Source organism: Paenibacillus ottowii, from assembly GCF_050516475.1.
GTDB lineage: Bacteria > Bacillota > Bacilli > Paenibacillales > Paenibacillaceae > Paenibacillus > Paenibacillus ottowii.
Map to the genome: position 1 here is coordinate 4,960,561 of NZ_CP191577.1, position 26,483 is coordinate 4,987,043.

25 protein-coding genes, 8 tRNA genes and 1 other annotated feature (1 of these 34 running past the window's edge) are annotated in these 26,483 nt (G+C 47.5%); all 33 genes read left to right on the plus strand.

Going from position 1 to position 26,483, the window contains the following annotated elements; genetic code table 11:
- Nucleotides 1-216 (plus strand) — a sequence feature (23S ribosomal RNA rRNA prediction is too short); it begins 27 nt to the left of the window's first position.
- A 143-nt stretch (nt 217-359) separates the two neighbouring features.
- The 33 genes from ACQQ6X_RS23080 (at nt 360) to ACQQ6X_RS23240 (ending at nt 26,388) form a co-directional block, all read left to right on the plus strand.
- Nucleotides 360-451: transfer RNA gene (locus ACQQ6X_RS23080), tRNA-Ser, on the plus strand.
- A 31-nt stretch (nt 452-482) separates the two neighbouring features.
- A tRNA-Met gene (locus tag ACQQ6X_RS23085) sits at nt 483-559 on the plus strand.
- A 10-nt stretch (nt 560-569) separates the two neighbouring features.
- Nucleotides 570-645, plus strand: a tRNA-Val gene (locus ACQQ6X_RS23090).
- 4 nt (nt 646-649) lie between these two features.
- Nucleotides 650-725: transfer RNA gene (locus tag ACQQ6X_RS23095), tRNA-Thr, on the plus strand.
- Between the two features lie 18 nt (nt 726-743).
- A tRNA-Asp gene (locus ACQQ6X_RS23100) sits at nt 744-820 on the plus strand.
- A gap of 77 nt (nt 821-897) precedes the next feature.
- A tRNA-Phe gene (locus ACQQ6X_RS23105) sits at nt 898-970 on the plus strand.
- Nucleotides 971-979: 9 nt separating this feature from the next.
- A tRNA-Tyr gene (locus tag ACQQ6X_RS23110) sits at nt 980-1,065 on the plus strand.
- Nucleotides 1,066-1,072: 7 nt separating this feature from the next.
- Nucleotides 1,073-1,145, plus strand: a tRNA-Lys gene (locus ACQQ6X_RS23115).
- 156 nt (nt 1,146-1,301) lie between these two features.
- Nucleotides 1,302-2,444: a PucR family transcriptional regulator gene (locus ACQQ6X_RS23120; RefSeq protein WP_305167220.1), complete on the plus strand. Its 1,143-nt coding sequence runs from the start codon at nt 1,302-1,304 to the stop codon at nt 2,442-2,444.
- Between the two features lie 103 nt (nt 2,445-2,547).
- On the plus strand, nt 2,548-3,672 hold the full coding sequence (locus ACQQ6X_RS23125) for an ABC transporter ATP-binding protein (protein ID WP_019685783.1): 1,125 nt from the start codon (nt 2,548-2,550) through the stop codon (nt 3,670-3,672).
- A gap of 336 nt (nt 3,673-4,008) precedes the next feature.
- A complete protein-coding gene (gene hprK, locus ACQQ6X_RS23130) occupies nt 4,009-4,947 on the plus strand; it encodes an HPr(Ser) kinase/phosphatase (RefSeq protein WP_063212498.1) in 939 nt (312 codons plus the stop codon).
- A gap of 43 nt (nt 4,948-4,990) precedes the next feature.
- Nucleotides 4,991-6,046 (plus strand): prolipoprotein diacylglyceryl transferase, encoded by a 1,056-nt coding sequence (lgt, locus tag ACQQ6X_RS23135; protein ID WP_305167221.1) that lies wholly within the window; start codon nt 4,991-4,993, stop codon nt 6,044-6,046.
- On the plus strand, nt 6,043-6,696 hold the full coding sequence (gene ppaX, locus ACQQ6X_RS23140; RefSeq protein ID WP_305167222.1) for a pyrophosphatase PpaX: 654 nt from the start codon (nt 6,043-6,045) through the stop codon (nt 6,694-6,696). Before lgt ends, ppaX begins: the two co-directional genes overlap by 4 nt.
- Nucleotides 6,693-7,187 carry an acyltransferase gene (locus ACQQ6X_RS23145; RefSeq protein WP_305167223.1) on the plus strand — a complete coding sequence of 165 codons (495 nt, stop codon included), beginning with the start codon at nt 6,693-6,695 and terminating at the stop codon, nt 7,185-7,187. The genes ppaX and ACQQ6X_RS23145 overlap by 4 nt, the downstream gene beginning before the upstream one ends.
- 147 nt (nt 7,188-7,334) lie before the next feature.
- Nucleotides 7,335-8,486 carry an acyltransferase gene (locus tag ACQQ6X_RS23150; RefSeq protein ID WP_305167224.1) on the plus strand — a complete coding sequence of 384 codons (1,152 nt, stop codon included), beginning with the start codon at nt 7,335-7,337 and terminating at the stop codon, nt 8,484-8,486.
- A gap of 227 nt (nt 8,487-8,713) precedes the next feature.
- The gene (locus tag ACQQ6X_RS23155; RefSeq protein ID WP_305167225.1) at nt 8,714-9,919 is read left to right on the plus strand and encodes an ATP phosphoribosyltransferase regulatory subunit; all 1,206 of its coding nucleotides are present in this window, start codon (nt 8,714-8,716) and stop codon (nt 9,917-9,919) included.
- Complete coding sequence (hisG, locus tag ACQQ6X_RS23160; protein ID WP_305167226.1) at nt 9,916-10,560, plus strand: ATP phosphoribosyltransferase; 645 nt, start codon at nt 9,916-9,918, stop codon at nt 10,558-10,560. Before ACQQ6X_RS23155 ends, hisG begins: the two co-directional genes overlap by 4 nt.
- Nucleotides 10,561-10,623: 63 nt before the next feature.
- Entirely contained in the window at nt 10,624-11,937 is a 1,314-nt protein-coding gene (gene hisD, locus ACQQ6X_RS23165; protein ID WP_305167227.1) for a histidinol dehydrogenase, read from the plus strand.
- Nucleotides 11,921-12,529, plus strand: coding sequence for an imidazoleglycerol-phosphate dehydratase HisB (hisB, locus tag ACQQ6X_RS23170; RefSeq protein ID WP_013368799.1), 609 nt, complete (start codon nt 11,921-11,923; stop codon nt 12,527-12,529). Before hisD ends, hisB begins: the two co-directional genes overlap by 17 nt.
- A gap of 3 nt (nt 12,530-12,532) precedes the next feature.
- Entirely contained in the window at nt 12,533-13,162 is a 630-nt protein-coding gene (gene hisH, locus ACQQ6X_RS23175) for an imidazole glycerol phosphate synthase subunit HisH (RefSeq protein ID WP_305167228.1), read from the plus strand.
- Between the two features lie 93 nt (nt 13,163-13,255).
- Nucleotides 13,256-13,987 (plus strand): 1-(5-phosphoribosyl)-5-[(5-phosphoribosylamino)methylideneamino]imidazole-4-carboxamide isomerase, encoded by a 732-nt coding sequence (hisA, locus tag ACQQ6X_RS23180; RefSeq protein WP_064797361.1) that lies wholly within the window; start codon nt 13,256-13,258, stop codon nt 13,985-13,987.
- An 11-nt stretch (nt 13,988-13,998) separates the two neighbouring features.
- Nucleotides 13,999-14,757: an imidazole glycerol phosphate synthase subunit HisF gene (gene hisF, locus ACQQ6X_RS23185; protein ID WP_149034997.1), complete on the plus strand. Its 759-nt coding sequence runs from the start codon at nt 13,999-14,001 to the stop codon at nt 14,755-14,757.
- A complete protein-coding gene (gene hisIE, locus ACQQ6X_RS23190) occupies nt 14,754-15,491 on the plus strand; it encodes a bifunctional phosphoribosyl-AMP cyclohydrolase/phosphoribosyl-ATP diphosphatase HisIE (protein ID WP_064797359.1) in 738 nt (245 codons plus the stop codon). The genes hisF and hisIE overlap by 4 nt, the downstream gene beginning before the upstream one ends.
- A 35-nt stretch (nt 15,492-15,526) precedes the next feature.
- Nucleotides 15,527-16,351 carry a histidinol-phosphatase HisJ gene (gene hisJ / locus ACQQ6X_RS23195; protein WP_305167229.1) on the plus strand — a complete coding sequence of 275 codons (825 nt, stop codon included), beginning with the start codon at nt 15,527-15,529 and terminating at the stop codon, nt 16,349-16,351.
- 224 nt (nt 16,352-16,575) lie between these two features.
- The gene (locus tag ACQQ6X_RS23200; RefSeq protein WP_305167230.1) at nt 16,576-18,345 is read left to right on the plus strand and encodes a tetratricopeptide repeat protein; all 1,770 of its coding nucleotides are present in this window, start codon (nt 16,576-16,578) and stop codon (nt 18,343-18,345) included.
- A gap of 39 nt (nt 18,346-18,384) precedes the next feature.
- Nucleotides 18,385-19,338 (plus strand): thioredoxin-disulfide reductase, encoded by a 954-nt coding sequence (gene trxB, locus ACQQ6X_RS23205; RefSeq protein WP_063212511.1) that lies wholly within the window; start codon nt 18,385-18,387, stop codon nt 19,336-19,338.
- A gap of 405 nt (nt 19,339-19,743) precedes the next feature.
- Nucleotides 19,744-20,694 (plus strand): ROK family glucokinase, encoded by a 951-nt coding sequence (locus ACQQ6X_RS23210; RefSeq protein WP_063212512.1) that lies wholly within the window; start codon nt 19,744-19,746, stop codon nt 20,692-20,694.
- A 62-nt stretch (nt 20,695-20,756) separates the two neighbouring features.
- A complete protein-coding gene (gene rapZ / locus ACQQ6X_RS23215) occupies nt 20,757-21,656 on the plus strand; it encodes an RNase adapter RapZ (RefSeq protein ID WP_305167231.1) in 900 nt (299 codons plus the stop codon).
- A gap of 12 nt (nt 21,657-21,668) precedes the next feature.
- Complete coding sequence (locus ACQQ6X_RS23220) at nt 21,669-22,655, plus strand: gluconeogenesis factor YvcK family protein (protein WP_149035003.1); 987 nt, start codon at nt 21,669-21,671, stop codon at nt 22,653-22,655.
- A gap of 5 nt (nt 22,656-22,660) precedes the next feature.
- Nucleotides 22,661-23,605, plus strand: coding sequence for a DNA-binding protein WhiA (whiA, locus tag ACQQ6X_RS23225; RefSeq protein ID WP_013368810.1), 945 nt, complete (start codon nt 22,661-22,663; stop codon nt 23,603-23,605).
- A 136-nt stretch (nt 23,606-23,741) separates the two neighbouring features.
- Entirely contained in the window at nt 23,742-24,011 is a 270-nt protein-coding gene (locus tag ACQQ6X_RS23230) for an HPr family phosphocarrier protein (RefSeq protein ID WP_013368811.1), read from the plus strand.
- A gap of 277 nt (nt 24,012-24,288) precedes the next feature.
- The gene (locus tag ACQQ6X_RS23235; RefSeq protein WP_305167232.1) at nt 24,289-25,044 is read left to right on the plus strand and encodes an SIMPL domain-containing protein; all 756 of its coding nucleotides are present in this window, start codon (nt 24,289-24,291) and stop codon (nt 25,042-25,044) included.
- A gap of 237 nt (nt 25,045-25,281) precedes the next feature.
- A complete protein-coding gene (locus ACQQ6X_RS23240; protein WP_305167233.1) occupies nt 25,282-26,388 on the plus strand; it encodes a PdaC/SigV domain-containing protein in 1,107 nt (368 codons plus the stop codon).
- Nucleotides 26,389-26,483 lie beyond the last annotated feature (95 nt).

The window sequence follows — 26,483 nt, forward strand, 5'->3', positions numbered from 1 at the left end:
GACCGGGATGGACGTACCGCTGGTGTACCAGTTGTTCCGCCAGGAGCACCGCTGGGTAGCTATGTACGGAAGGGATAAGCGCTGAAAGCATCTAAGCGTGAAGCCCCCCTCAAGATGAGATTTCCCAATTAGTAAGACCCCTTGAAGACGACGAGGTAGATAGGTTGGGGGTGGAAGTGCAGTAATGCATGGAGCTGACCAATACTAATCGGTCGAGGGCTTATCCTAAGATAAGACGCAAGGAAGTTTCGGATCCAGTTTTCAGGGTGTAACACCTTGGAATTATGCTTGATATTTAAATTTACTTTGTTGATAATTTGAATATCTTGTAGAATACTGCTAAGCGAGTCCGTTTATTTGGAGAGATACCCAAGTGGCTATAAGGGGACCCTCTGCTAAGGGGTTAGACTGCGTAAGTGGTGCGAGGGTTCGAATCCCTCTCTCTCCGCCATTTAGGACAAGCTAGTAAATTATTATGTTATGGCGGTGTAGCTCAGCTGGCTAGAGCGTACGGTTCATACCCGTGAGGTCGGGGGTTCGATCCCCTCCGCCGCTACCATACATACCCAGGAGGCTTAGCTCAGCTGGGAGAGCATCTGCCTTACAAGCAGAGGGTCGGGGGTTCGATCCCCTCAGCCTCCACCATCGTGCCGGTGTAGCTCAACTGGTAGAGCAACTGACTTGTAATCAGTAGGTTGGGGGTTCAAGTCCTCTCGCCGGCACCATTTTTTTGAAAAATATAGGGAACTGTGGTGTAGAGGCCTAACATGCCTGCCTGTCACGCAGGAGATCGCGGGTTCGAATCCCGTCAGTTCCGCCATTTTTCAATTTAGTATTTTGCCGTACTAAAGTGGGAAGGGGTATCCCTCCGCACTTTATTTTTTTGTTAATGGATATGGCTCGGTAGCTCAGTCGGTAGAGCAGAGGACTGAAAATCCTCGTGTCGGCGGTTCGATTCCGTCCCGAGCCACCTTTATATGGAGGATTAGCGAAGTGGCCAAACGCATCAGACTGTAAATCTGCTCCCTTACGGGTTCGGTGGTTCGAATCCATCATCCTCCACCAGTTTTACGAGCCATTAGCTCAGTTGGTAGAGCACCTGACTTTTAATCAGGGTGTCGAAGGTTCGAGTCCTTCATGGCTCATCAGAAGTCATCAACTTATAGTTGATGGCTTTTTTGTATTGTTTTTAGTTATGTTTTTATATGGCTTTTTATTTTAAGGTATCGACAGGTTATAATGAGTTCATTATGTTCGCTTGGTGTTAACTATATTCTAAAAAAAAGTGAAGTGGTGATCGCGTGACTTTGAATACAGAATGGATTCAGCAACAGCTTCAGAATATAATTCAAGCGCCTTTTACCATAGTACCTTGGTGCCCAGAAATGATGGCAGAAGGAGAAACAGCCGATTCAGTTATGCCGGATAGATCGTTTGTCAGTGACAATAAATTGTATTTTCCGTTTCGTGCATCAGCAGGTGTACTGGCTGCTTTTGCGGTAGAGGCCAGATATTTGACGGATCGAGAACGGAAGTTGATCGAAGCGCTGCTTGGGAACATGGAGCAAGTCTGGCAGAATGGTCCACAATTGTCGATCACCCCGGCTTATAGCGAGGAAGAGCGGATGAATCGTTTTGGACAATGGCTCATACAGCAGGCTGCCAACCTAAACAGTGAAGAAGAGGTTCCTGCTGAGCTGGAGCTTTGTGATTCACTATCAGCGTGTATGGTGCCGTTTTTGCTAAATGGCGAGGGAACTCAGGATGGAGCTATTACGTATCCCCAGCTTCATCGATTGTTAGCGAGCTATTTTGGAGGAGATGTGCTGCTTACTCCATTAGACGAACAATCTTGGCTGATTCTAGCTAAAAAAGAGCTTTTATTAGGATCAGACGATGAACGGGATAAAGATCCTGAGTCCAGGGATGCAGACTTTGTGGAACCGCTGGAGGAGGTTCTTACGGCTTTTAGCTTGGGATTATATGAGCTTATCGCGAATGAATGGGTCGGTGTATTTCATTTGGCGATTTCTAAGCCCTCCATCCCTTTGCAAAGTTTTCCCAACGAGTTGAATTTATTATGGGAGACGATCCGTCTTGGTAAAATTTTTCATGTAACAGAGCACATCCACCTTTCATGGGAGCTGCATTTGGAGAGACTGTTAAATCGTATTCCCAAGGAACAACGTGAGCTATTTTTGGAGCAGGTAATGAAATCATCTGTCATACTGGAAGACTCCGAAACAATGGCTACTTTGGATATCTTTTTTCAACTCGATTGTAATGTGAGTGAGACAGCTAAGCGTCTATATGTTCACCGAAATACGTTGATTTACCGTTTGGACAAGATTAAACAGGAGACCGGATTGGATGTGCGGACGTTTAATGATGCGGTTTTAATCAAACTATATCTGTTATTGTACAAAGTGACAAAAAGGAAATAGCATTTTTGTGCAGTTTGCGAATAGCCATGCTTTGGGGACTAGGGTAAGATACAAGTAGAAAATGTATTCGATTTCAAAACTTGATCTTGGGGAGGCAAAAGCTATGGCTGGCGTACGTTTAGAGCATATTTTCAAGAAATATCCGGGTGCAGAAAAAGCTACGGTTGTTGATGTCAATTTGGACATTCAAGATAAAGAATTTCTCGTATTGGTTGGTCCTTCCGGTTGTGGGAAGTCCACTACGCTTCGTATGATCGCTGGTCTGGAGGAAATTTCAGACGGTAAATTGTACATTGGTGATCGTGTTGTGAACGATGTGGCTCCAAAAGACCGCGATATCGCGATGGTATTCCAATCCTATGCCTTGTATCCGCACATGAATGTATACCAAAACATGGCTTTTGGTTTGAAGCTCCGCAAAGTTAAGAAGGAAGAAATTGATAAACGCGTACGTGAAGCGGCTAAAATCCTTGATATTGAGCATCTGCTGGATCGCAAGCCGAAAGCGTTATCAGGTGGTCAACGTCAGCGTGTTGCCTTGGGACGTGCGATTGTGCGTGACCCACAAGTCTTCTTGATGGATGAGCCGCTGTCCAACTTGGATGCTAAGCTGCGTGGTCAGATGCGTGCGGAGATCACGAAGCTGGCTAAGCGTTTGGAAACGACCGTTATCTATGTAACACATGATCAGGTTGAGGCCATGACGATGGGTGACCGGATTGTAGTTATGAAGGATGGTATCATTCAACAAGCGGCATCTCCGGATGAACTGTACAACCGCCCGGTGAACCTGTTCGTAGCTGGTTTTATCGGCTCTCCTACGATGAACTTTATCTCAGGTAAGCTGGTTGAAAAAGAAGGTGCATTGCATTTCACAGCACCAGGCCTGGATCTGTTTGTACCTGAAGGTAAGGGACAGATTTTGAAAGCGAAAGGCTACATTGGCAAAGAAGTGATCTTGGGCATCCGTCCTGAGGATATTCATGAAGAGCCTGTATTCTTGGAGGCTTCTCCGAACACGATCTTTACATCCACTGTGGATGTAACGGAAAACCTCGGTCATGAAATGCTGTTGTACCTGAGCGGAGCCGGAAACGACACGATTATTGCCCGTGTAGACGGACGTTCCAATACTCGTGATGGTGTCAAAGCGAAGTTGGCTGTTGATATGAACAAAGTTCATATTTTTGATAAGGAATCGGAATTGAGCATTCTGGTTGGCGAATAAGATCAGCCTCTGGAAGAGAGTCGCAGTTTTCCCAAGCGGAGAACTGCGACTCTTTTGTATATCGAATACAGCTACTTGCTTCGGCATTGCATTCAATGGAAAATTCCGATACGATGAGTGTACAATGGTGCAGGTCTGGTTTCAGATAAGCGTCATTGGAGGAATCATAAGGTCATCCGACTGTCAAAAAGGGGTAGCCTGGAATCCTATTGTTAAATCAAGTGAAGTGTGGGCTCGCGTAGGATAGACTACGTGGGGTTGTATGGTTAATAGAATAATGCTACATAAATCAAATGGCGTATAGAATCCGGCTTTGCAGATGAAGGGGAGAATACAATGGCTAAACAGGTAAAGGTATCCGAGCTTGTACAGCAGTTTCAAATGGAGGTTATTTCCGGTGAAAAGGGTCTGCGCAGACTGATCACCGTGGACGATTTGAATCGCCCAGGCCTGGAGATGGCCGGGTATTTTGAATATCATACACAGGAGCGGGTACAGCTTTTGGGAAGGTCTGAGTTGGCTTTTCTGGGGATGCTGCCTCCTGAGGAGCGACGGGATCGGATGGAGCGTTTGTGTACAGAGCTGACTCCATGTATTATTGTCACACGTGGTCTTGAGGTGCCGACTGAGTTAGTGGAGGCAAGTACAGAGCGAGATATTCCTGTATTGCGAACCAATATGGCGACGACCATTTTATCGAGTCGTATCACAGGTTTTCTGGAAAGAAAGCTGGCACCTACGGCAACTATTCATGGTGTGTTATGTGACGTGTATGGCGTGGGGATGCTGATCACAGGCAGTAGTGGAATTGGTAAGAGTGAAACAGCACTGGAGCTCGTTAAACGTGGGCATCGCTTGGTAGCAGATGACGCGGTAGAAATTCGGCAGACGTCCGACTTTCAGCTGCATGGAACAGCACCTGAACTAATCCGTCACCTGCTTGAAATTCGTGGTGTAGGTATTATTAATGTGATGACGCTGTTTGGTGCTGGTGCAGTTCGTAATAATAAGCGAATTACATTGGTTGTCCGTCTGGAGGCATGGCAACAGGACAAGCAGTATGACCGTCTCGGTCTCGATGAAGAAACCACACGCATTATTGATACAGATGTTCCGCTCGTTACAATTCCAGTTCGTCCGGGCCGAAATCTGGCTGTTATTATCGAGGTGGCAGCCATGAACTATCGCTTGAAACAAATGGGTGTTAATGCAGCTCTGCAATTTACCAATAAGCTGACGGCTACGATATCCGAAGATATGGAAGAGATGGATTAAGCTTCGTTCGGTTGTAAGGAAGAACAAGGAGTGAGAGAAACATATGTCAACGGCAACATTACTGCTGAATCCGATCGCTTTTTCAATCGGGGCAATTAAGGTCCATTGGTATGGGCTTATTTTGGGGCTGGCGGCGCTTGTGGGTTTATATCTCGCCATCCGTGAAGGGAAAAGATTCGGTATTCCGCAGGAATTTTTTATGGATATGCTGCTTCTGGGTGTTCCATCGGCCATTATTGGAGCGCGTATTTATTATGTAGCCTTCAAATGGGAAGACTATCGGGATAATCTATGGGATGTATTTAAAATTTGGAATGGCGGTATCGCGATCTATGGTGCCTTGATTGGCGCTATTATATGTGCGGTTATTTATTTCCGCTATAAAGGGTATAACTTCTGGCGTATCGCTGATATTTGTGCGCCGGGTCTATTGATTGGTCAAGCGATTGGACGCTGGGGTAATTTTGTCAATCAGGAAGCCTATGGTGGACCAACGGAAGAGACCTTTTTGCGAAATCAACTGCATTTGCCGGATTTTATCGTGAATCAGATGAATGTTAATGGAGTATTCCACCATCCTACGTTCCTGTACGAGTCGCTGTGGAGTATCGTAGGTGTGATTTTACTGCTTGTGATTCGCCGGATGAAATTTGTACGTGCGGGTGAATTGTTTGCATTTTACTTCATTTGGTACTCGATCGGCCGCTTCTTCATTGAACGAGTGCGGACAGACAGCTTGGCTTTTCAGGGACCGGATTGGTTGGCTTCCTTTCTGAATGCTCTGTGGTCCCCTATGGTGTGGCTAGGGTTTGAACCAGGATACTTAGACCCGAGTTACGGCAACGTACGGATTTCACAGTTGCTTGCTATTTTCATCATTGTAGCTGCCGTGATTTTCATCTTGGTTCGTCGTCGGAAGGGCTCGGCCGTTGCAAGATACAGCGACCCGATTGTCTCTAGCAAGACGGGGATTGATCAGGTCCCTGATGTGACGCCAGAGCAGATGTCCCGTCCTGGGCAGGATGCGGTTTCTCCAACAGCCGCGGTGGATAAACTATCTAAGGAAGACACGGACGAGGATAAGAAGGAGCATCTATGATAAATACGATTTTGTTTGATTTAGACGGTACCATTATGGATACGAATGAGCTGATTATCAGCACATTTCTACACATTTTGAAACATCCAGATGCTGATCCGCTGACGCGAGAGCATATTATTCCTCATATGGGAGGAACGCTGGACGATCAGCTCCGTACTTTCACGGGATTAACGGATGTATCTGAGTTGGTTAAAGACTACCGTGCCTATAATCAAATTCATCATGATCAAATGGTGAAGCCATTTCCACATGTCATTGAGGTTATTCAGGAACTGCGTGCACGAGGAATCAAGCTAGGGGTTGTGACAACCAAGATACGACCATCCACGATGCGTGTACTTAACCTGTTTGATCTGACTTCGTCTATGGATTACATTGTGACGGTAGACGATGTGAAACATCCGAAGCCTCACGCGGAGCCAGTACTCAAGGCCTTGGCAGGTCTGAATGCTAAAGCGGAACATGCGTTGATGGTTGGAGATAGCTCCTTTGATATTTTGTCAGCTCAGGCGGCAGGTGTGAAATCTGCGGGGGTAGCCTGGTCGCTCAAGGGTGAAGAAACTCTGCGCGGATATGGGCCAGACTATATGCTATATGATATGAGGGATCTGCTAAAGCTGGAGCTGCAAGGTGTCAATGTATCGTGAGAAAGGTGAACCGCTATCCTGTAGAAGGTCCCAATGCGTTGTGGCAAATTTATCGGACGGTGAGCCCTTGGAAAGGCATTAAGAACTTCATTTTTATACAGATTGCCCGGTATTGTCCTGTGCTTTCTTTGAAAAATGCTATTTACCGCAGAATACTGGGGATGAAGGTGGGGAAACATGCTGCCTTTGGCCTGATGGTGATGGTAGATGTTTTTTTTCCGGAGCATATTACGATTGGCAACAATTCGGTCATTGGATATAACACAACCATACTGGCTCATGAATACCTTATACAGGAGTATCGCATCGGTAAGGTGGTAATCGGGGATCATGTGCTGATCGGCGCGAATACAACCATTTTGCCGGGGGTTACCATCGGTGATAGAGCTATAGTAGCAGCCGGAGCGGTCGTGCATAAAGACGTGCCAGCAGGTGCGTTTGTGGGTGGTAATCCGTTGCGTGATTTAAGACGCTCTGGTGTGGATGAGTAGTAAAATAGTACCTTAAGAAAGGCCCCTTATATATTAAGGGGTCTTTCTTGTGCTGTTTTTCTGTATAATAAGTGGGGTAATGCACGTTAGTTGTGTTTAACAATTGATCATAGATATATTTGCAAGGCGATATGGGAGCGTGTTGATTTGATCCAAAAAGAACGTATACCAGAGCTTGATATTTACCGGGGAATATTGATAGCGGCCGTCGTTACTATTCATGCGACTTCAATGGCACTGATTGATGCGCGTCATTCTTTATTGTTTTATCCTTTTTTATTTTTAAATGTGTTTAGCAGCTTTGCGGTGCCTGTGTTTATTTTTGTGAGCGGTTTTGTTTTATTTTACAATTATGTCGATCGGCCGCTTCGTGGAAAGAGTATGCTTTTGTTTTTTCGAAAAAGAATCATGTTTATTGTGTTGCCATACATTTTATTTTCTCTTATGTACTATTTGACCTTGGTGGCACGTGGGTTGATGCCACTTGGTGATCTTCCACTGGTGCTGCTAACAGGAAAGGCGTATACGCATTTGTATTATGTCATCATCATCATCCAATTTTATTTGGTCTTTCCACTGTTGTTGTGGGGAGTACAGCGTTTGCGTCAATGGATATCGAGTCCACGGAAAGTAGCCGTTGTCATTTTGGTGGTAGGATTGGTCATTCAATGGGGTTTCGTTCTGCTGAACAAATACGTTTGGCAAGAGGAGAGAGGAAGCCTTGCGATTACGTATTTCAGTTACTTTGCCTTGGGGGCCGCTGTAGCGATTGGATATGAAGGGTTTAAAAAGTGGCTTTTTCCAAGTCCAGGCACGGTAATGGGTCGCGGTCGATTGATCAGCTGGTGGGCCTTGTGGGTGGCCTGGTTATTACTAGGGATCGTGTATGTACAAATATGGTTTGTAGCATACCGCAAAGCCATATATGCAGATTCGCTGGTCTATGAACTGCTACATAATGCCTATGCTCTCGTATCTGCACTGGTGCTGTTTCAGTTATCGGTTTTATTATATCGTCATTCTAGTGATAGGTTGCGAATGTTAATCAGTTGGCTGGGAGCATGTTCTTTTGGTATTTATTTACTTCACCCGGCGTTATTACGAGTGTATCGCAAGTTGGATTTGCATGGTACACCGATAGAATATGTCTTTTCTGTTGCTGGCGGATGGTTGTTGGCGCTGCTTGGATCATGGCTGATTGTGACGTTGTTTTTTCGATATGTACCATGTTCATGGATCGGATTGGGTACAATTCCGAAGTTTCCGTTCCAGAGTAAAGATGAGCAGGTGAATTGTTAAAATGTTCTGATTTGGACTGTTGGCTTAAGGCTGACAGTCTTTTTTTAGGATTCATGCATTTTACATTGGATAAAATATGGTGAGGGGCAGCGACTTGTCTAATCTGTAAAATGGGCTGTTTCGTTTGGTTGACGTTCCTAAGTAGGGCATGATAATATATCGAATATACTTTAGTTTGTTAGCACTTTACCATGATAAAGATACCGTGAAATCATGAGGTGATAGAGATGTCTAAGCCAAAAGGATTCGAGATTCCTATAGGGGTTCGGGATTATCTCCCACGAGCAGTGTTGAAGCTGCGGGCCATTGAACTGAATGTACTCGCATGCATGGAGCGTTGGGGCTACCGCCAGATTATGACGCCTACGATGGAATACTACGATACAGTGGGAGTAGCTAGTTCTACTTCTGATCGGAAGCTGTTTAAATTGCTCAACAATCGAGGAACTACGTTGGTACTTCGTTCTGATATGACGGCTCCAATTGCACGGGTGGTATCTTCGTTGCTTAAGGATGAGGAGGTCCCTCTTCGACTCTCCTATCACGCCAATGTATTTCGAGCGATTGAGGAAGAGGCAGGAAGAGAAGCAGAGTTTTTTCAAACAGGCGTGGAGCTGGTAGGCGATGATTCACCTGAGGCTGATGCAGAAGTTGTTGCATTGGCAATTGCATCATTGCAGGCAGCGGGTGTTACCTCTTTTAAAATTGCCATGGGACATGTGGGATTCTTGAATGGATTGTTTGAAGAGATCATTCCGGGTCGCCAGGCTGAACAGCAGGCGCTAAAAGAACTGCTGCTCAGTCGTGATGTAGTCGGCTTTCGAACGGCGATTGAAGCTTTGGGTTTGGCCCCTGAGCATCGGGATAAGCTGGAGGCCATCCTTCGGCTGCGTGGCGGGAAGGAAATTTGCGAGCAGGCTACCCGCCTTAGTGTGGAACAGAAGACGCTTCAATCCATTGCTCATCTGTGCGAGGTGTGGGAAGTGCTGGAGGCGTACGGCGTATCTGAACATGTGCTAATTGATCTTACCATGATCGGGGATTTTTCATATTATACAGGAATGACTTTTGAGGGCTATGCAGCCGAAATCGGGTTCCCGGTTTGCAACGGAGGTCGTTATGACAATCTGCTTCAGCAGTTTGGGCGCTCTGTCCCGGCAACGGGATTCGCATTGAAGACGAACCGAATCGTCGATGGTGTGGATGGTATCGCAATTGAAACGAAGCGTCCTGTACTTATTCGTTATGACGAGCAGGGACGACAGGAGGCATTATCTGCAGCGGCACAGCTGCGTGCAGAGGGTTTTACTGTGGTGACAGGACTCACAGGAGGGCCAGAAGATCGACGTCGTGAGCAGCAGGATTTGTACGCAGAGGTATATAGCTATACAGCCGTAGGAAGACAGCCAGTACAAAGGAGAGAATTGCCATGACGGAAACATTGAAGGTAGCCATGCCGAAGGGACGGATTTATAAGCAGGCTTCCGAGTTGTTTCGCCGGGCAGGAGTTCCCATTCCACTGGATGTGGACGAAACGCGCAAGCTGGTCATTCCACTGCCTGAGCTGGGGATGGAATTTATTATGGCGAAGCCCGTCGATGTTCCTACGTACGTAGAATACGGTGCAGCTGACATCGGTATTGTGGGCAAGGATGTTTTGCTGGAAGAAAACAAAGATGTATATGAGCTGCTGGATCTGGGGATTGCCCGTTGCCGGATGTCGGTGATTGCTTTACCCGATTGGCAACCAGGTATTCGTCAGCGGGTCGCTACCAAATATCCGAATGTGGCTTCCCAGTATTTTCGCGAGCAAGGTCAGCAGGTGGAGGTCATTAAGCTGAATGGCTCCATCGAGCTGGCGCCGTTAATTGGTCTGGCAGACCGCATTGTAGATATGGTTGAAACAGGTCAGACCTTGCGGGAGAACGGATTGGTTGAGCAGATCAGCATACTGGATATTACCAGTCGTTTGATTGCCAACCGGGTCAGTTACCGGATGAAAAATGGTCCAATTCAGGCATTGTGTGATCGATTGCATCAGGTGATTCCAACGGAGGTAGTACCGAAGGATTAAAGGAACGGCGCAACGGTTAAAGAGCATTCTGCAAGCAAGCTGCAGGTAAGGGGGAATGAGCAAATGAAGATCGTAGCAGCCCGTGATTTCAGTCTCCAACGAGAAGTAGATTACGGCACACCTGAGCAAAATGAGGCTGTACGTACCATTATTCAATCGGTACGCCAAGAGGGGGATAAGGCTGTCCTGCGGTATACGAAAACGTTTGATGGTGTATCGCTGACAGCCGAGCAGCTTCGTGTGACAGATGAAGAATTGAAGTCAGCCTATGATAAAGTAGAGCCTTCATTTATACAGGCGATTCGAGAAGCAGCCGACCATATACGTGCTTTTCATATCAAGCAAAAGCGTAATTCGTGGATGGATTTACAGCCAGATGGTAGCTTGCTCGGTCAAATCATCCGACCGTTGAAACGTGTAGGCGTGTATGTTCCGGGTGGTAAAGCCGCCTATCCTTCCTCGGTATTAATGAATGTTATTCCAGCTCAAGTAGCTGGAGTACCGGAGATCGTCATGGTGACGCCCCCGGCGACAGGTGGCAAGGCAGGGATCGACCCCTACACACTGGTAGCTGCAGCAGAGGCTGGTGTAACGGAGATGTACAGGGTTGGCGGAGCACAGGCTATTGCCTCTCTTGCATACGGGACACATAGTATTGAACCGGTCGATAAAATTTGCGGTCCTGGCAACATCTATGTAGCGCTGGCGAAGCGAGAGGTATACGGGGCAGTGGATATTGACAGTATTGCGGGACCGAGTGAAATTGTCGTGTTGGCTGACGACACGGCGAACCCCTCTTATGTAGCAGCTGATCTACTTTCACAGGCGGAACATGACGAAATGGCCTCGGCCATTCTAGTTACGCCTTCGCAACGTCTGGCCGAAGAAGTATCAGTCGAGGTGCAGCGCCAATTGGCGGAGCTGCCGCGCAGAGATATTGCTGCTGCATCGGTGGAGGCATATGGAGCCATTATTGTCGTAAGCAATTTAGAAGAGGGCATCCGTATAGTCAACCGGCTTGCGCCAGAGCATTTGGAGATCATGACAGAGCAGCCGATGGAGCATCTGGGGATGATCGAAAATGCAGGAGCTATTTTTCTGGGGGCGTACAGCTCGGAGCCGGTAGGCGATTATTTTGCCGGACCTAATCATATTATTCCAACGAATGGAACGGCGCGCTTTTCCTCGCCAGTGGATATTGATGATTTTATCAAGAAGTCGAGTATGATCTATTACAGCAAGGAAGCGCTGCTGCGCAACGGAGAGACCATTATGCAGCTTGCTCGGCATGAAGGATTGGAAGGCCACGCACGGGCGATACAAGTTCGATTGGACAATGAGAAGAAGGCGGTGGATGGCGATGGGAAACGAAAATAACAAAGCAGAGCGTACAGGCAGTGTCAGTCGGAAAACGAACGAAACAGATATTCAGCTATCATTTGCAGTAGATGGTACAGGGCAAGCAGAGATTGAGACGGATGTTCCTTTTCTGAATCACATGCTGGATTTGTTCACGAAGCACGGACAATTTGATCTGAACGTACAGGCCAGAGGGGATGTGGATATCGACGATCACCATACCGTGGAGGACATTGGGATCTGTCTAGGGCAAACCTTGCTGGAAGCATTGGGTGATAAAAAAGGCATCAAGCGCTATGCCAGCGTCTTTGTACCGATGGATGAGGCGCTCGCGCAGGTTGTTATTGATCTGAGTAACCGACCTCACTTTGAGTATCGTGCAGAGTATCCGTCTCAGCAGGTAGGCAGCTTCTCGACAGAGCTGGTGCATGAATTTCTATGGAAATTTGCGCTGGAGGCGCGTATGACGCTACACGTCATTGTGCATTACGGGCAAAATACCCACCACATGATTGAAGCGGTGTTCAAAGCCTTGGGCCGTGCATTGGATGAGGCGACCTCCATTGATCCACGAGTGACAGGAGTGCCTTCAACGAAGGGAGTGCTGTAGTCCATGTCCATTGCCATTGTGGATTACGGCAGAGGAAATCTGCATAGTGTGAGCAAGGCGGTTGGGCGCCTTGGTTATGAGGCTGTAGTGACAGGAGACGCTCAAGTGATTCGTGCCTCCAGCGGTGTGATTTTGCCGGGTGTAGGGGCCTTTGGGGATGCGATGGAGCATCTGCGTTCCAGCGGATTAGATCGGGTGATTCAGGAAGTTGCAGGTGCTGGACAACCGCTGCTCGGTGTTTGTTTGGGAATGCAGCTATTGTTCACTCGTGGTGAAGAATACGGCAGTCACGAAGGGCTTGATATTTTACCAGGCGAGGTCGTTCGGTTTGCTCCTGATCTGGGCGTTAAAGTGCCGCATATGGGCTGGAATCGTCTGCGTATCACCCAGCCAGAGCACCCGTTATTGCAGGGTTTGGAGGAAGGGCATGTGTATTTTGTGCATTCCTATTATGCAAAGCCGGAGATCGAAAGTGACCTGTTGGCAGTAACCGACTATGGCGGACCTGTAACTGCTATCGTAGGCAGAGGACAGGTATACGGCATGCAGTTCCATCCGGAGAAGAGCGGAGAAATGGGAATGCGTCTACTTCGTCGGTTTTTGGAATTGGCGGAAGCTGAAAAGCAGGCATAACTACTTGAGCGTAAGTTGTTGATAAGCCTAATTTTGGGCGTTGATGGGTACCAGGATATATAGCTGTTGATTAGCTCATAAGGAGGTCATACATTGTTCACGATATACCCGGCGATTGATATTCGCGATGGCAAATGTGTACGACTGGTGCAAGGAGATTATAACCAGGAGACGATATACAACGAAAATCCGGTGGAAGTAGCACGAGAATGGGAGCGTTTGGGCGGCTCCTACATTCATTTAGTTGATTTGGATGGTGCCAAAGCAGGCCAACCCGTGAACGATGCGCTTATTGGACGGATCGCTTCTGCTGTACAAGTGCCCGTGCAAGTGGGCGGCGGGTTACGTACGCGCGAGCATGTGGAGCGGCTGTTGTCGCTGGGCGTGAGCCGGGTGATTTTGGGTACGGCAGCTATTGAGGATCGTGCTTTTACGGAAGCGGTATTGGGTACCTACGGTGATCGGATCGCCATCGGTCTGGATGCGCGGAATGGCTATGTGGCCACACGAGGATGGCTCGAAACCTCGGAGGTCCGAGCAGATGAGTTAGCTGCTGAGCTGGCCTCCAAGGGAGCGGAGACATTTATTTTCACAGATATCTCCCGCGACGGTATGATGCAGGGTCCGAATGTGGAGGCGATCGCAGCGCTTGCCAAAAGCAGTGGCCGAACCGTGATTGCATCCGGTGGTGTCAGCAAGATGGATGATCTAATCACACTGAGCACCTATGCGAACGAAGGCGTAGGTGGTGCTATTGTGGGTAAAGCATTGTATACAGGGAGCATTGATTTACAGGTTGCCGTACAAGCTGTAGCAAAGGCATAGGGGGAGTAGGCATGCTGGCTAAACGTATTATTCCCTGCCTGGATGTAAAGGATGGCAGGGTGGTTAAGGGCGTTAATTTTGTGAACTTACGCGATGCGGGTGATCCGGTGGAACTGGCTGCGCTTTATGACCGGGAAGGGGCGGACGAAATCGTATTTTTGGATATTTCCGCTTCGGTTGAAGGCCGTGCCACAATGGAAGAAGTAGTTCGCCAGACAGCCGGGGAAATCGCCATTCCTTTTACCGTAGGTGGCGGGATATCCCATGTCGACGATATGAAACGCATCTTGCGTGCTGGCGCTGATAAAATCGGCGTAAATACGGCGGCTGTTCGTAACCCGCAGCTGATTGCGGAAGGTGCGCGCAGCTTTGGTTCACAATGTATCGTTGTTGCCATCGATGCCAAGTACAATGAGGCGTGGGGCGAATGGGAAGTATACACGCACGGAGGCCGCACGCCATCGGGTATTCGAGCCTTGGCCTGGGCTAAGGAAGCAGAGCGGCTGGGGGCCGGTGAGATTCTGCTGACCAGCATGAATGCAGACGGAACCAAGGATGGCTTTGACCTGCCGCTGACTTCCGCGGTTTCGGATACCGTAGGGATTCCAGTGATTGCTTCCGGCGGTGCAGGCAAACAGGAGCATTTCTATGACGTGTTTACGTCAGGCAAGGCGGATGCTGGATTAGCAGCAACGATTTTTCACTATAAAGAAATCGGAATCCCTGAGCTGAAACGGGATTTGAAGCGCAGAGGAGTGGAGATACGATGAGCAGTGAATTGAACCAACAGCTATCTCTGGAGCAGATATTGGATAATGTCCGCTGGAATGAGGCAGGGCTGGTCTCGGCGATTGTGCAGGATGATGCTACGCTTCAGGTGTTGACGCTGGCTTATATGAACCGCGAGTCGCTGAAGCTGTCTTTGGAGTCAGGAGAGACCTGGTTCTGGTCACGTTCCAGACAGGAGCTGTGGCACAAGGGGGCAACTTCTGGGAATACGCAAAAGATCTCTTCCATCCAGCTGGATTGTGACGGCGACGCTCTATTGGTGCGTGTCATTCCAAGCGGTCCTGCCTGTCATACAGGCGCAACGAGTTGCTTTTCTCGTGATATTTCCGCGCCAGGAACAGCCGTAACACCTGCGGTAGGAAATGCAGGAGCTCAGTTGACAAATCGTACCGATGCGATTTCCAGTGTTTCAGAAGGTCGTTTTGAGGTGCTTGCCCAATTGGAGGCAATTATTAAGGAACGCGAGGAGACACGTCCTGAAGGAGCCTATACGACTTATCTCTTTGACAAAGGTGTAGACAAAATCCTGAAAAAGGTTGGCGAAGAAGCCTCCGAGACCATCATTGCAGCCAAAAATAAAGATAATGAGGAGTTGCGCCTGGAGGTCAGCGACTTGATTTATCACCTGTTGGTGCTGTTGCAGGAGCGCAAGCTACCACTCGATGACGTGCTGGCTGAGCTGAATCGCCGTCATGAACGCCCTCGTCGTGATTAGGACATGTGCTGCATTGTATGAAAGGGGAGGGCCGCATGAAAATTGACTATCATACGCATCATTCCCGCTGCGGGCATGCGATAGGAAGCCTGGAGGAGTATGTACAGCAGGGGATTCGACTGGGGCTGGATCAGCTGGGTCTGTCCGATCATATGCCGCTGCTGCATGTAGAACCGGCCAACTATTATCCAGAGATGGCGATGCCTATGGATGAGCTGCCCCGTTACGTGGAAGAATGCTTGGATCTAAAGGAGCGCTATAAAGGGCAAATTGATATTCGTGTTGGTTTGGAAGGCGACTACATCGAGGGATGGGAACGTGAAATCGAAAGTATCATCCATGCATACCCATGGGATTATGTAATTGGTTCCGTTCATTTTCTCGGTGAATGGGATGTCACCGACTTCCGTCAGGTACACCATTGGGAAGGTAAAAATGTGCTGGAGGTGTACCGCTCGTATTATGACGCGGTTTCCAAGGCAGCTGCGACCGGTTTGTATGACATCATGGGTCATTTGGATGTCATTAAGCGCTTCGGCTATCATCCGAAGCCAGAGGAAGAGGAGGAGTTGCGTGAATTGGAGCGCTCCGCACTCTCAGCCGTAGCCCGCAGCGGTCGGGCTATGGAACTGAATGCCTCAGGGCTTTCCAAACCCTGTGCTGAAATGTTCCCGAGCCGTCGCATGCTGGAGGAGGCTTTTACGCTAGGTATCCCTTTAACCATCGGCTCGGATGCCCATGATCCGGCAAAGCTGGCTGAGCACCTGGAGAAGGCGCGCGCGCTTTTATATGAGGTTGGCTATCGCGAGCTTGCTGTATTTGAGCAACGTGAACGTTCGCGGGTTCCGCTGACGTTATAATACTATATTAAATGTTGTATCCAGTGACTAGCCGAACGCACCTTTCACACAGGGAAAATGCGCTCGGCTATTTAGCGTATTTTTGCATATGTATCTATCGGGGTACGAGCACGAAACCGTTTTTTGGAATAAGGCAGGATCGACTGTCAAGTCGTTTTGAAGTTGTGGTATACTGAAGGGTATGAACATGTCAGTTACTTTTAAAGGAGGTGCCTTGGTTATTTATGAAAGGGAAACATCTGCGAGTTTCGGAACCTAGCCCTAAGATTATTGCTTTGCGTTTCGACGCATCTTTCTTTTTTGAGAAAGCTGTGCGCTCGCTTGATCGCAATCATTATGACAAGGCATTGAAATATTTTCGCAAAGCCGTTGAATATGAACCGGATAATCCGGTGAATCATTGCAATATGGCGGGTATATTATCAGAGATGGGGGATTATGCAGGTTCAAATGAGATCCTATCCTCTGTTCTGAGTGACGTAGACTCGTCAATGACAGAATGTTATTTCTATATGGCGAATAATTACGCTAATATGGAGCAGTTTGAAGAAGCGGAAAAAGCATTGGTCACGTACCTGGAGGAGGACGAAGAAGGCCAGTTTCTTGATGAAGCCGAGGAAATGATGGAGCTGCTCTATTATGAGCTGGACCGTCCAACGAAGCTGAACCGTATTAAGGCCCGGCAGGGAGTGGTCGAGCATGATCAGGCCCGTGTTCTGCTGGAGGAAGGAAAGTTTGCTCAGGCAGCCCAACTGCTTAAGCAAATTTCTGAGGAGCAACCCGACATGTTCGCTGCGCGGAATAATCTGGCGCTAGCGTATTACTACATGGGATTGTTCCAAAATGCTAAGGCTACCATTATTCAAGTGTTGGAGGATGAGCCGGGTAATTTACACGCATTGTGCAACTTGGCGATTTTTTATCAGCACGAGGGCGGCGGTCCGGAGTTGGATCGTCTGGTTCAAACCTTGGCGGTCACAATACCGTTTCAGGAGGAGCAGGTATTCAAGCTGGCGACTACTATGGGGATTCTCGGACGCCATGAGGAGGCCTACAGACATTTCCGTAGATTGCTTCATGGCGGTGGAGAGAACAAAGCGGACGCCTCTTTGTACCATTACACGGCGGTAGCTGCCAGTAATACGGGAAGATATGCGGAAGCTCGGCGGTTATGGAGTCATTTGCAAAAGCAGGATGCCTCTTCGGAGGTTCCGAGATTTTTCCTGTCCAGATTAGAAGAGCTTCAGCAGGAAGGTACACCGCTGCAAGTGCTCAGCTATCATTATCATCTCCCGTTTGAGGAGCAATTCCGCATGTGGGAGAAGTTTGGCGCTGAGCAGGTACCGGACAGTATGAAGAAGGATCCGCTAATCCGATCATCTTTCTTCTGGGCCTTGCGCCACGGAGACCGGGCGACTCAGCTTCAGGTCATTCAGGCGTTAAGCCTGATTGGTGACGATGAGGTTCGCCAGGCACTGGAGTCCTTTGTAGAAGATCCGGATCAGGATAGTGAACTCAAACGCCGTGCTTTGCAAGTATTGCAAGAGCTGGCAGAGCGGAATGAGCAGAATACACCTACGGATACAGAGCATCCTGAGCGGTTGGAGGCTGAAAAGGCTCCATATGCAACTGAAGGTGATAGCTCTGCTTCGCCAGTTGATCCACAATGGCAGGCCGTGCTCGATAAAGTACTGACCGTCACGAACAAGTCATCCGATCCGGCTATGCAGCATGATTTGAGATCACTTTGGCTGGAGTATTTGGATCGGCTTGCTCCAGAAGTTCCGATGGTTCAGCATACTGAGGGGTGGGCAGCTGCGCTGGAATATTTGACAGCCAAGATGCATCATCATTCAGTCACCTATCAGGAAGTAGCCGACCGCTACGGTATTTCCGTATCGACGGTAAGCCGCTACGCACGTCAAATTGACAGCGTGTGTGGTATCAAGCAGAAGCTAAAGCAGCCGCTCTCCACGTTTAAAAAGCAGGTCTAGGACCTGCTCCAAACATCACTTAAAGGAGGCAACAAACGTATGTATAAATCCATAATTATTGGTACAGGTCCTGCAGGTTACACAGCCGCTATTTATTTGGCACGCGCCAACATGAATCCGCTGATCATCGAAGGAATGCAGCCCGGTGGGCAGCTTACCACAACGACTGAAATTGAAAATTTCCCGGGTTTTGAGCAGGGTATCCTTGGACCTGAACTGATGGATAACATGCGCAAGCAGGCCGAACGTTTTGGTGCTGAGTTTACTTCCGGCTGGGTAGAGGAAGTCGATTTTAGCAAGCGCCCTTTTAAAGTGAAGGTAGAGGGTAAAGGCATCATTGAAGCGGAGTCGGTTATTATTGCTACAGGTGCGTCCGCCAAATATCTTGGCATTCCAGGTGAGCAGGACAATGTAGGTCGTGGAGTTAGTACATGTGCAACTTGCGACGGCTTCTTTTTCCGCGGGAAAAAGATTATCGTAGTCGGCGGTGGCGATTCGGCCATGGAGGAAGCGAGCTTTTTGACCCGTTTTGCTTCCAGCGTAACCTTGGTCCATCGTCGCGACGAGTTGCGGGCATCTAAAATTATGCAGGACCGGGCACGTGAGAATGAAAAAGTACATTGGGCATTAAACCGGACTCCTCTGGAAGTTGTGACTGGAGAAACTGGCTTAAAGGGCTTGAAAGTACACAATAATGAGACCAACCAGGATGAACTGATCGAGGCAGATGGCGTGTTTGTGGCGATTGGCCATACACCAAACACAGGCTTCCTGAACGGACAAATTCATACCGATGAACACGGCTACATTGAAGTGAAGCCGGGTACGACGGAAACGAACATCCCGGGCGTTTTTGCCTGTGGGGACGTGCAGGATAATCGTTATCGCCAAGCCATTACGGCTGCGGGAACGGGCTGTATGGCGGCTATGGATTGCGAAAAGTATCTTGAAGGCAGCGCTGTCCACGACTGGAGCGAATCACTGGATCAATAAAGAGTGTCCATAATACACAAAGTGGCTAATATGAGGGCTAAAGAAACCTCGTCCAAGCCGGATCTTTTGGTACAGTAAGAGAAAGCCTGGTGCATTTGCACAGGCTTTCTCCTTTTTATGATTATAGAATTTTTAATTTTCAGCGGAGCTGAACAATTCTATAATCGCAAGAAAAATTTCCGTTAAGCGTGGCTGGCTTCCTTGAATGTACGTCAATAGACGTTTTTCTTATGGGGGCATGAGGTTAAAAGTTCAGCTAATCGTACATTTTTCAACAGGCAAGTGTCCTTGACCGTAACGGGGGCTTCAATTATAGTTGGAACGTAGGAATACTATTATGAGGCAGGAATTTTAAGCTATATTTCATACCAGATTTTTAAGTAAACATAAAAGGTGGCTTGGAACATGTCTGAAAGTATCTATGTAGGTGTCGATTTGGGCGGTACCGCGATTAAAGTCGGCATTTGTAATGAAAACGGACAGCTTTTGCACACATATGAGGGACCAACTGAAACCGATAAAGGTGTAGACGTTGTCATTGGTAATATCGAAAAATATGTGCGGCACATTGTTGAGGAATCTCCTTATGAGTGGGATCAACTAAAGGGTGTCGGTGCAGGTGTTGCAGGTTTTACGAATGTTCGTGATGGTATTATTGTCCTCGCTCCTAATATTGGCTTTCGTGACGTACCGATCCGTGCGCTCCTAGAGAACCGGATTGGCAAGCCTGTGAAAATAGACAATGATGCGAATGTTGCTGCGCTAGGTGAGGCTTGGGCTGGTGCAGGCAAAGGCATAGAAAACTGCGTATGCTATACCCTGGGAACAGGAGTAGGTGGCGGTATCATTATAAACGGTAGAATATATCAAGGTTTCTCAGGCATGGCTGGGGAAATTGGTCATATCAGTGTCGTACCTGATCTGGAGGCTATTCAGTGTGGATGCGGCAAAATGGGTTGCTTGGAAACGGTATCTTCCGCAACAGGCATTATTCGTATGGCCAAGGATGCTGTGGAACGTGGCGACCGCACCTCTCTGGCGCTGGAAGAACACATTGCTGCTAAGGAAGTATTTGATGCTGCTAAAGCCGGGGATGAAGTGGCGCTGCGTATTGTGAACCGGGCTGCCTTTTATTTGGGGAAATCCATGGCAGCGGTTGCCGCTGTGCTTAATCCGGAGTTGTTTATTATAGGCGGCGGTGTGTCTAAAGCAGGCGACTTTTTGTTTGAAGAGATGCGTCGCGTATACGCCAAGCTGGCACCTGAACCGCTTCAACAAGGGGTATATATCGTACCAGCGGTACTAGGCAATGACGCGGGTATCGTAGGGGCTGCAGGGTTGCTGCTACGCTCCTAATCCACAGTTGATAGTTCGAATACTGGCATAGAGCGAAGAAGCAAAAGGAGAGGGAAGTCCATATGACAGACAATGTAAAAAATGCTGCGCCGTGGGCAACGCTCATTATTATTACAGGGATGTCAGGCGCAGGGAAGACCATTGCGGTGCAGAGCCTTGAGGATTTGGGCTTCTTCTGCGTTGATAATTTGCCCCCTGTGCTGATTCCCAAATTTGCCGAGTTGATTGAGCAGTCTAACGGTAAAATAGGCAAGGTGGCTCTTGTCATTGATTTACGCGGACGGGAATTCTTTACCGCCTTGTCGGAATCGCTAAATTATATTAAAGAACATTTTACAATTCATTGTGAAATTTTATTTTTAAATGCAAATGACGGTGTTCTTGTACAGCGTTACAAAGAAAGCCGTCGTCGGCATCCGCTTGCTCCAGATGGTATGCCTTTGGATGGGATTCGGTTGGAGCGTAAGATGTTGGAAGAACTCAAAAACTCCGCTACACAGGTTATCGATACCAGTGTGATGAAGCCTGCAACCTTAAAGGCGAGAATTATTTCACGATTTTCCCATCTGGAGAGCAGCATGCTGTCTGTGAACATTACATCTTTTGGCTTCAAGTATGGTATTCCCATTGATGCCGATCTTGTATTCGATGTGCGCTTCCTGCCGAATCCCCACTATGTGGACCAACTACGTCCACACACGGGACAGGATAGCGATGTATATGATTATGTCATGAAATGGCCTGAGACTCAGGCGTTCCTGACCAAGTTGCTGGATATGTTGCACTTTTTGATTCCGCAGTATCGCAAAGAAGGTAAAAGCCAGGTCATTATCGGTATTGGCTGTACTGGCGGTAAGCATCGTTCTATTGCAATATCGGAGTATTTAGGAAAAATGCTAGGTGCCAGCGAGACAGAATCCGTTTCTGTTTCGCATCGGGATGCTGATCGGGACCGGCATTAATGAGGTGAAATCATGAAAGAGACCGGATCACAACGGGAGCGCCCGCGTATTGTTGTTATGGGCGGCGGAACCGGCTTGTCCGTCATGCTGCGGGGCTTGAAGCAAAAGCCGCTGGATATTACGGCAATTGTTACAGTCGCTGACGATGGCGGAAGCTCCGGGATATTGCGCAGTGAGCTGCAGATGCCCCCTCCGGGGGATATCCGCAATGTGCTGACTGCCTTGGCTGACGTGGAACCAGTCATGTCAGATATGCTAAAATACCGTTTCGGTGCCGGATCAGGATTGTCAGGCCATAGTCTGGGAAATCTGATCCTAGCAGCGATGACTGATATATCAGGGGATTTTGTAACGGCGGTGCGTGAGCTTAGCCGTGTATTTGCTGTGCGGGGGCGTGTGCTTCCGGCGGCTGAGGAAGGCGTTGTGCTGAACGCCGAGATGGAGGATGGCACGGTAGTCACTGGGGAGTCCAAAATCCCGGAAGCGGGCGGACGAATCAAACGTGTATTTCTTGAACCGACTCACGTGGAGCCGTTGCCTGAGGCCGTAGAGGCTATTAATGAAGCCGATGCGATTTTGATTGGTCCCGGCAGTCTATATACTAGCATTTTGCCAAATTTGCTTGTACCGAAGCTTGCTGAGGCTGTGGTGAAATCAGATGCTATTAAAATATTTGTCTGCAACGTGATGACACAGCCAGGGGAAACTGATGGCTATACGGTGGGGGATCACCTGCAAGCGATCTATGAACATGTAGGACATCATCTCTTCGACTATGTCATAGTAAATAACGGGGAAATTCCACCTCAAGTACAGGAGATGTATGCCGAGCAGGGAGCTAAGCCCGTTCAAGTAGACATGGGCGAGCTGGCTGATCGAGGTTATAAAGTAGTGGCAGATACATTAGTACTGTTCCGTACGTATTTACGGCATGATGCCGACAAATTAAGCCAGCATATTTACCAATTGGTACAAAACTGGATGTTAAGAAGGAGGTGAGTCCCTTGTCCTTTGCGGCACAAACGAAAAAAGAGCTTACAATGATTGAAAGCCAGCCCTGCTGTGAAAAAGCGGAGCTGTCTGCGCTCATACGTATGCTCGGATCCGTACAACTGTCGAATAAAAGGGTGATATTGGACGTGTCCACAGAAAATGCCGCGATTGCAAGGCGGATTTACTCCTTGATCAAAAAGCATTTTCAACTTCACATCGAACTGCTTGTACGGAAAAAAATGCGCTTGAAAAAAAATAATGTGTACATTGTCCGTATTCCCAATGGTGTACAAGAGCTGCTAAAGGAGCTTTATATTGTCTCAGAAGGTTTCTTGTTCACTGACGGGATTAATCGTGATATCATTCGGAAAAACTGTTGTAAGCGGGCTTATCTGCGGGGGGCCTTTATGGCAGGTGGCTCTGTGAATAATCCAGAGGGGTCGTCTTACCACCTTGAAATTTCCTCGATGTATGAGGAGCATTGTCAGGCGCTAGTGGATCTTGCTAATGAATTTCATCTCAATGCCCGCTGTATTGAGCGTAAAAAGGGCTTTATTCTCTACATCAAGGAAGGCGAGAAGATCATTGAGCTGCTCAGTATCATTGGGGCCCATCAAGCCTTGTTCAAATTTGAAGATGTACGCATTATGCGCGATATGCGCAATTCCGTAAATCGGATTGTTAATTGCGAAACAGCTAATTTGAACAAGACGATCGGAGCTGCTGTCCGGCAAATTGAAAATATCAAGCTGCTGGAGAGGGAAGTGGGGTTGGAAACCTTGCCGGATAAACTGCGTGAAGTGGCAGAAATTCGGCTCGCTCATCCTGATTTGAATTTGAAAGAAGTCGGAGAAATGCTCAAAGGAGTCGTGAGTAAATCAGGCGTAAATCATCGACTTCGCAAAATTGACGAGATGGCTGACAAAATCAGAGGGGAAAACGGCCTAATTCCGTAAAAAGAGGGGTTGTGGGGCTCTTAGCCCCGGTTTTTTTAGTTTTTTTTCTAGTGTCTGTCCCGGGTTAATGTTATAATGTGATAAATAAAATGGAGTAAATAGCGTCCAGATTTATTTGATGAGGGGGTAAGCTAACATGTCAAAACATCCGGTAGTCGTACGCTTGAAAACAGGACTGCACGCCAGACCTGCTGCGTTGTTCGTACAGGAAGCGAATAAATATTCATCTGAGATTTTTGTGGAAAAAGAAGACAAAAAGGTTAATGCCAAGAGTATCATGGGTATTATGAGCCTCGCCATCAGTACAGGTACTGAAATCAACATTAGTGCCGAAGGTGCGGACGCCGAACAGGCTGTAAACGCTTTAGTAAGTCTGGTTAGTAAGGTAGAGCTGGAAAATCAATAATCGAACATTTGCTTTGTGATAATATGATGTATGCTCTTAGCGAGAAGCCCCCTTTGGGGCTTTTTTTGTATCTAGAAAATAAGCTCAGCAAGCCTAATCATATAAGCTATTTATGTATATTTTTTTGCATATAGCGACTGCGTTCAGTCCAAGCTACATTTAATTGATTCCTCTGTGGTAATGCTCTGTCTCGGAAATTTAACTGCTCGATTGCAACCTTTTCCCGTCTTTTCCGTCTGGAAGGTACATACATTTTCAAAGAAAGAGGTTGAATATAATGAAAGTTTGGACAAAAACAGTGAGCACAGCAATTCTTGCGGGAGCATTATTGGTCGGAGGAATAGCAGGAGGGCTATGGACGGGAGCTGATCGCGCTTATGCTGCAACGGCTGCGACGGCGAATGGTGTAATCAACGTGAGTGGAAGTGGTGAAATAATGGCCAAGCCAGATATCGCTTATCTCTCTATCGGTGTGCAATCGGAAGGAAATACTGCTGCTGCTGCTCAAAAAGCCAATGCTGCAAAAATAAACAAGATCACACAGCTGTTGAAAGAAAAATGGAACATTAGTGCAGACGATATTCAGACAAGTCAGTTCTCTGTACAACCTAACTATACCTATAACGAAAAAGAAGGACAGAAGCTCAAAGGCTACATGGCCAACCATACACTTTCAGTGAAATACCGCAATTTGGATAAAATCGGGCAGCTGCTGGATGAGGCTACAAACTCAGGAGCAAACAACGTAGATAATGTACAGTTTTCCGTTGAGGATCCTTCCACCTATGAGGAAGCGGCTATTGCAAAAGCGTTGGATAACGCTCAATCCAAAGCCAGTGCTGTAGCAAAATCAGCTAAACGCGGGTTAGGAGCTCTGGTGAATGTGACAGTGGACGGCGGGGAAGCTCAGGTTTATACACAACGTGAGAATGCCATGTCCAAATCGCTTATGGATATGAGTGGTGGAACACAGATTCAGTCCGGTCAAGTGACGGTGAAAGTCCAAGTATCAGCCCAGTATGAGATGAACTAGTATAGAACATTAAACGGAGCCGCAAGCACCTGCAACATTGCAGGATGACTTGTTGGCTTCTTTTGTCTATTGAAACCATTTTGTAATGAGTCTGTCATAGCTAATGGCTGTTAGGTGTACAGATTGAAATCAGTGAGTGTACAGATTGTAAACTACATACAACAGGGTATAGATATAATAAGAAAAGTGATCGAAGCACATAGATGATACAGATTTACAATGGGAGGAATACTTACGATGAACAAGCATACGAAAAAATGGGGCTCAGCTCTGCTAGCAGCGGGAATTTTAGCAGGGGTGACGGTTGTTCCCGTTTCCTATATTGAGGCAGCATCGACCAAGCAGTTAACAACTTCACAACAACCGGCAATCTCTATTCAATGGAATGGCAAAACATTAGCCACCAAAGGAATCCAGTTCAACGGGAACACGCTCCTTCCTGTGGCAGCCCTGCGCGACAGCTTGGGAATTCCGGTAAGCTATGACACCAAAGAAGCGGCATATACCGTGGGTAGTGGGTACAACAAACTCTATATCGTGGTCTCCTCCTCAGATGCCTATGGCAATGTGAACGGAATCATCACGCGTAGTATGGACGCCAAAATGATCGCCGGGAAGCTGTACATTCCTATGAGTCTGCTGAAAGACTATCTAGGTATCGATGCGCAGTGGAATGCAGCTCAGAAAACAGTAACATTAAATAAAAGTCAGCAAAATCCAATCACAATAGCATCTCAAACGCTTCCAGCTTCGAGTAATGCAAAGGTGTCTTATAAGATTAAGTACCCGCAAATCAGCGGGAGTCAACTGAATCCTGAGGCTCAACAGGCCATTAATAATGTGCTTAAAAAGCATGCAGAGGGAGTATTGGCAGCAGGCAAAAAGATGATGGCAGAGGGAGGGGCTACAACAGACAGACCGTATGAGTTTGGGAATGATTTTGCGATTGCCTATAACAAAGAGGGTATTCTGAGTGTGATTATGCAGGACTACTCGTATACAGGCGGCGCACATGGCATGACAGCACGTAAAGGATACACATTCTCGCTTGCTGATGGTAAGCTGCTGCAATTATCTGACGTATTAAAGGCAAATCCGAACTACAAAAAGTTCCTTAATGTTGATTTGAAGAAAAAGGTTGATGGGCTCCAGGGTGGAGAGGGTTTTGACAAATTTAAAGAGTTGGCAGCAGATCAGAATTTTTATGTGACCAACAGTGGCGTAACCATCGTGTTTGATTTGTACGAATATGCACCATACGCGTATGGAATTCCGGAGTTTACCTACTCGTTTGCTCAACTGCTGCCTCAGGGCGGAAAGCCCTTTGCGGGACAGACTCAATAAATGAATTATCTATATTAAAAATTAATAGTAAATAAAAAGGCTGCCTACTGGATATAAAAATCCTGAGGCAGCCTTCTTAATTACCAGCTATTCAG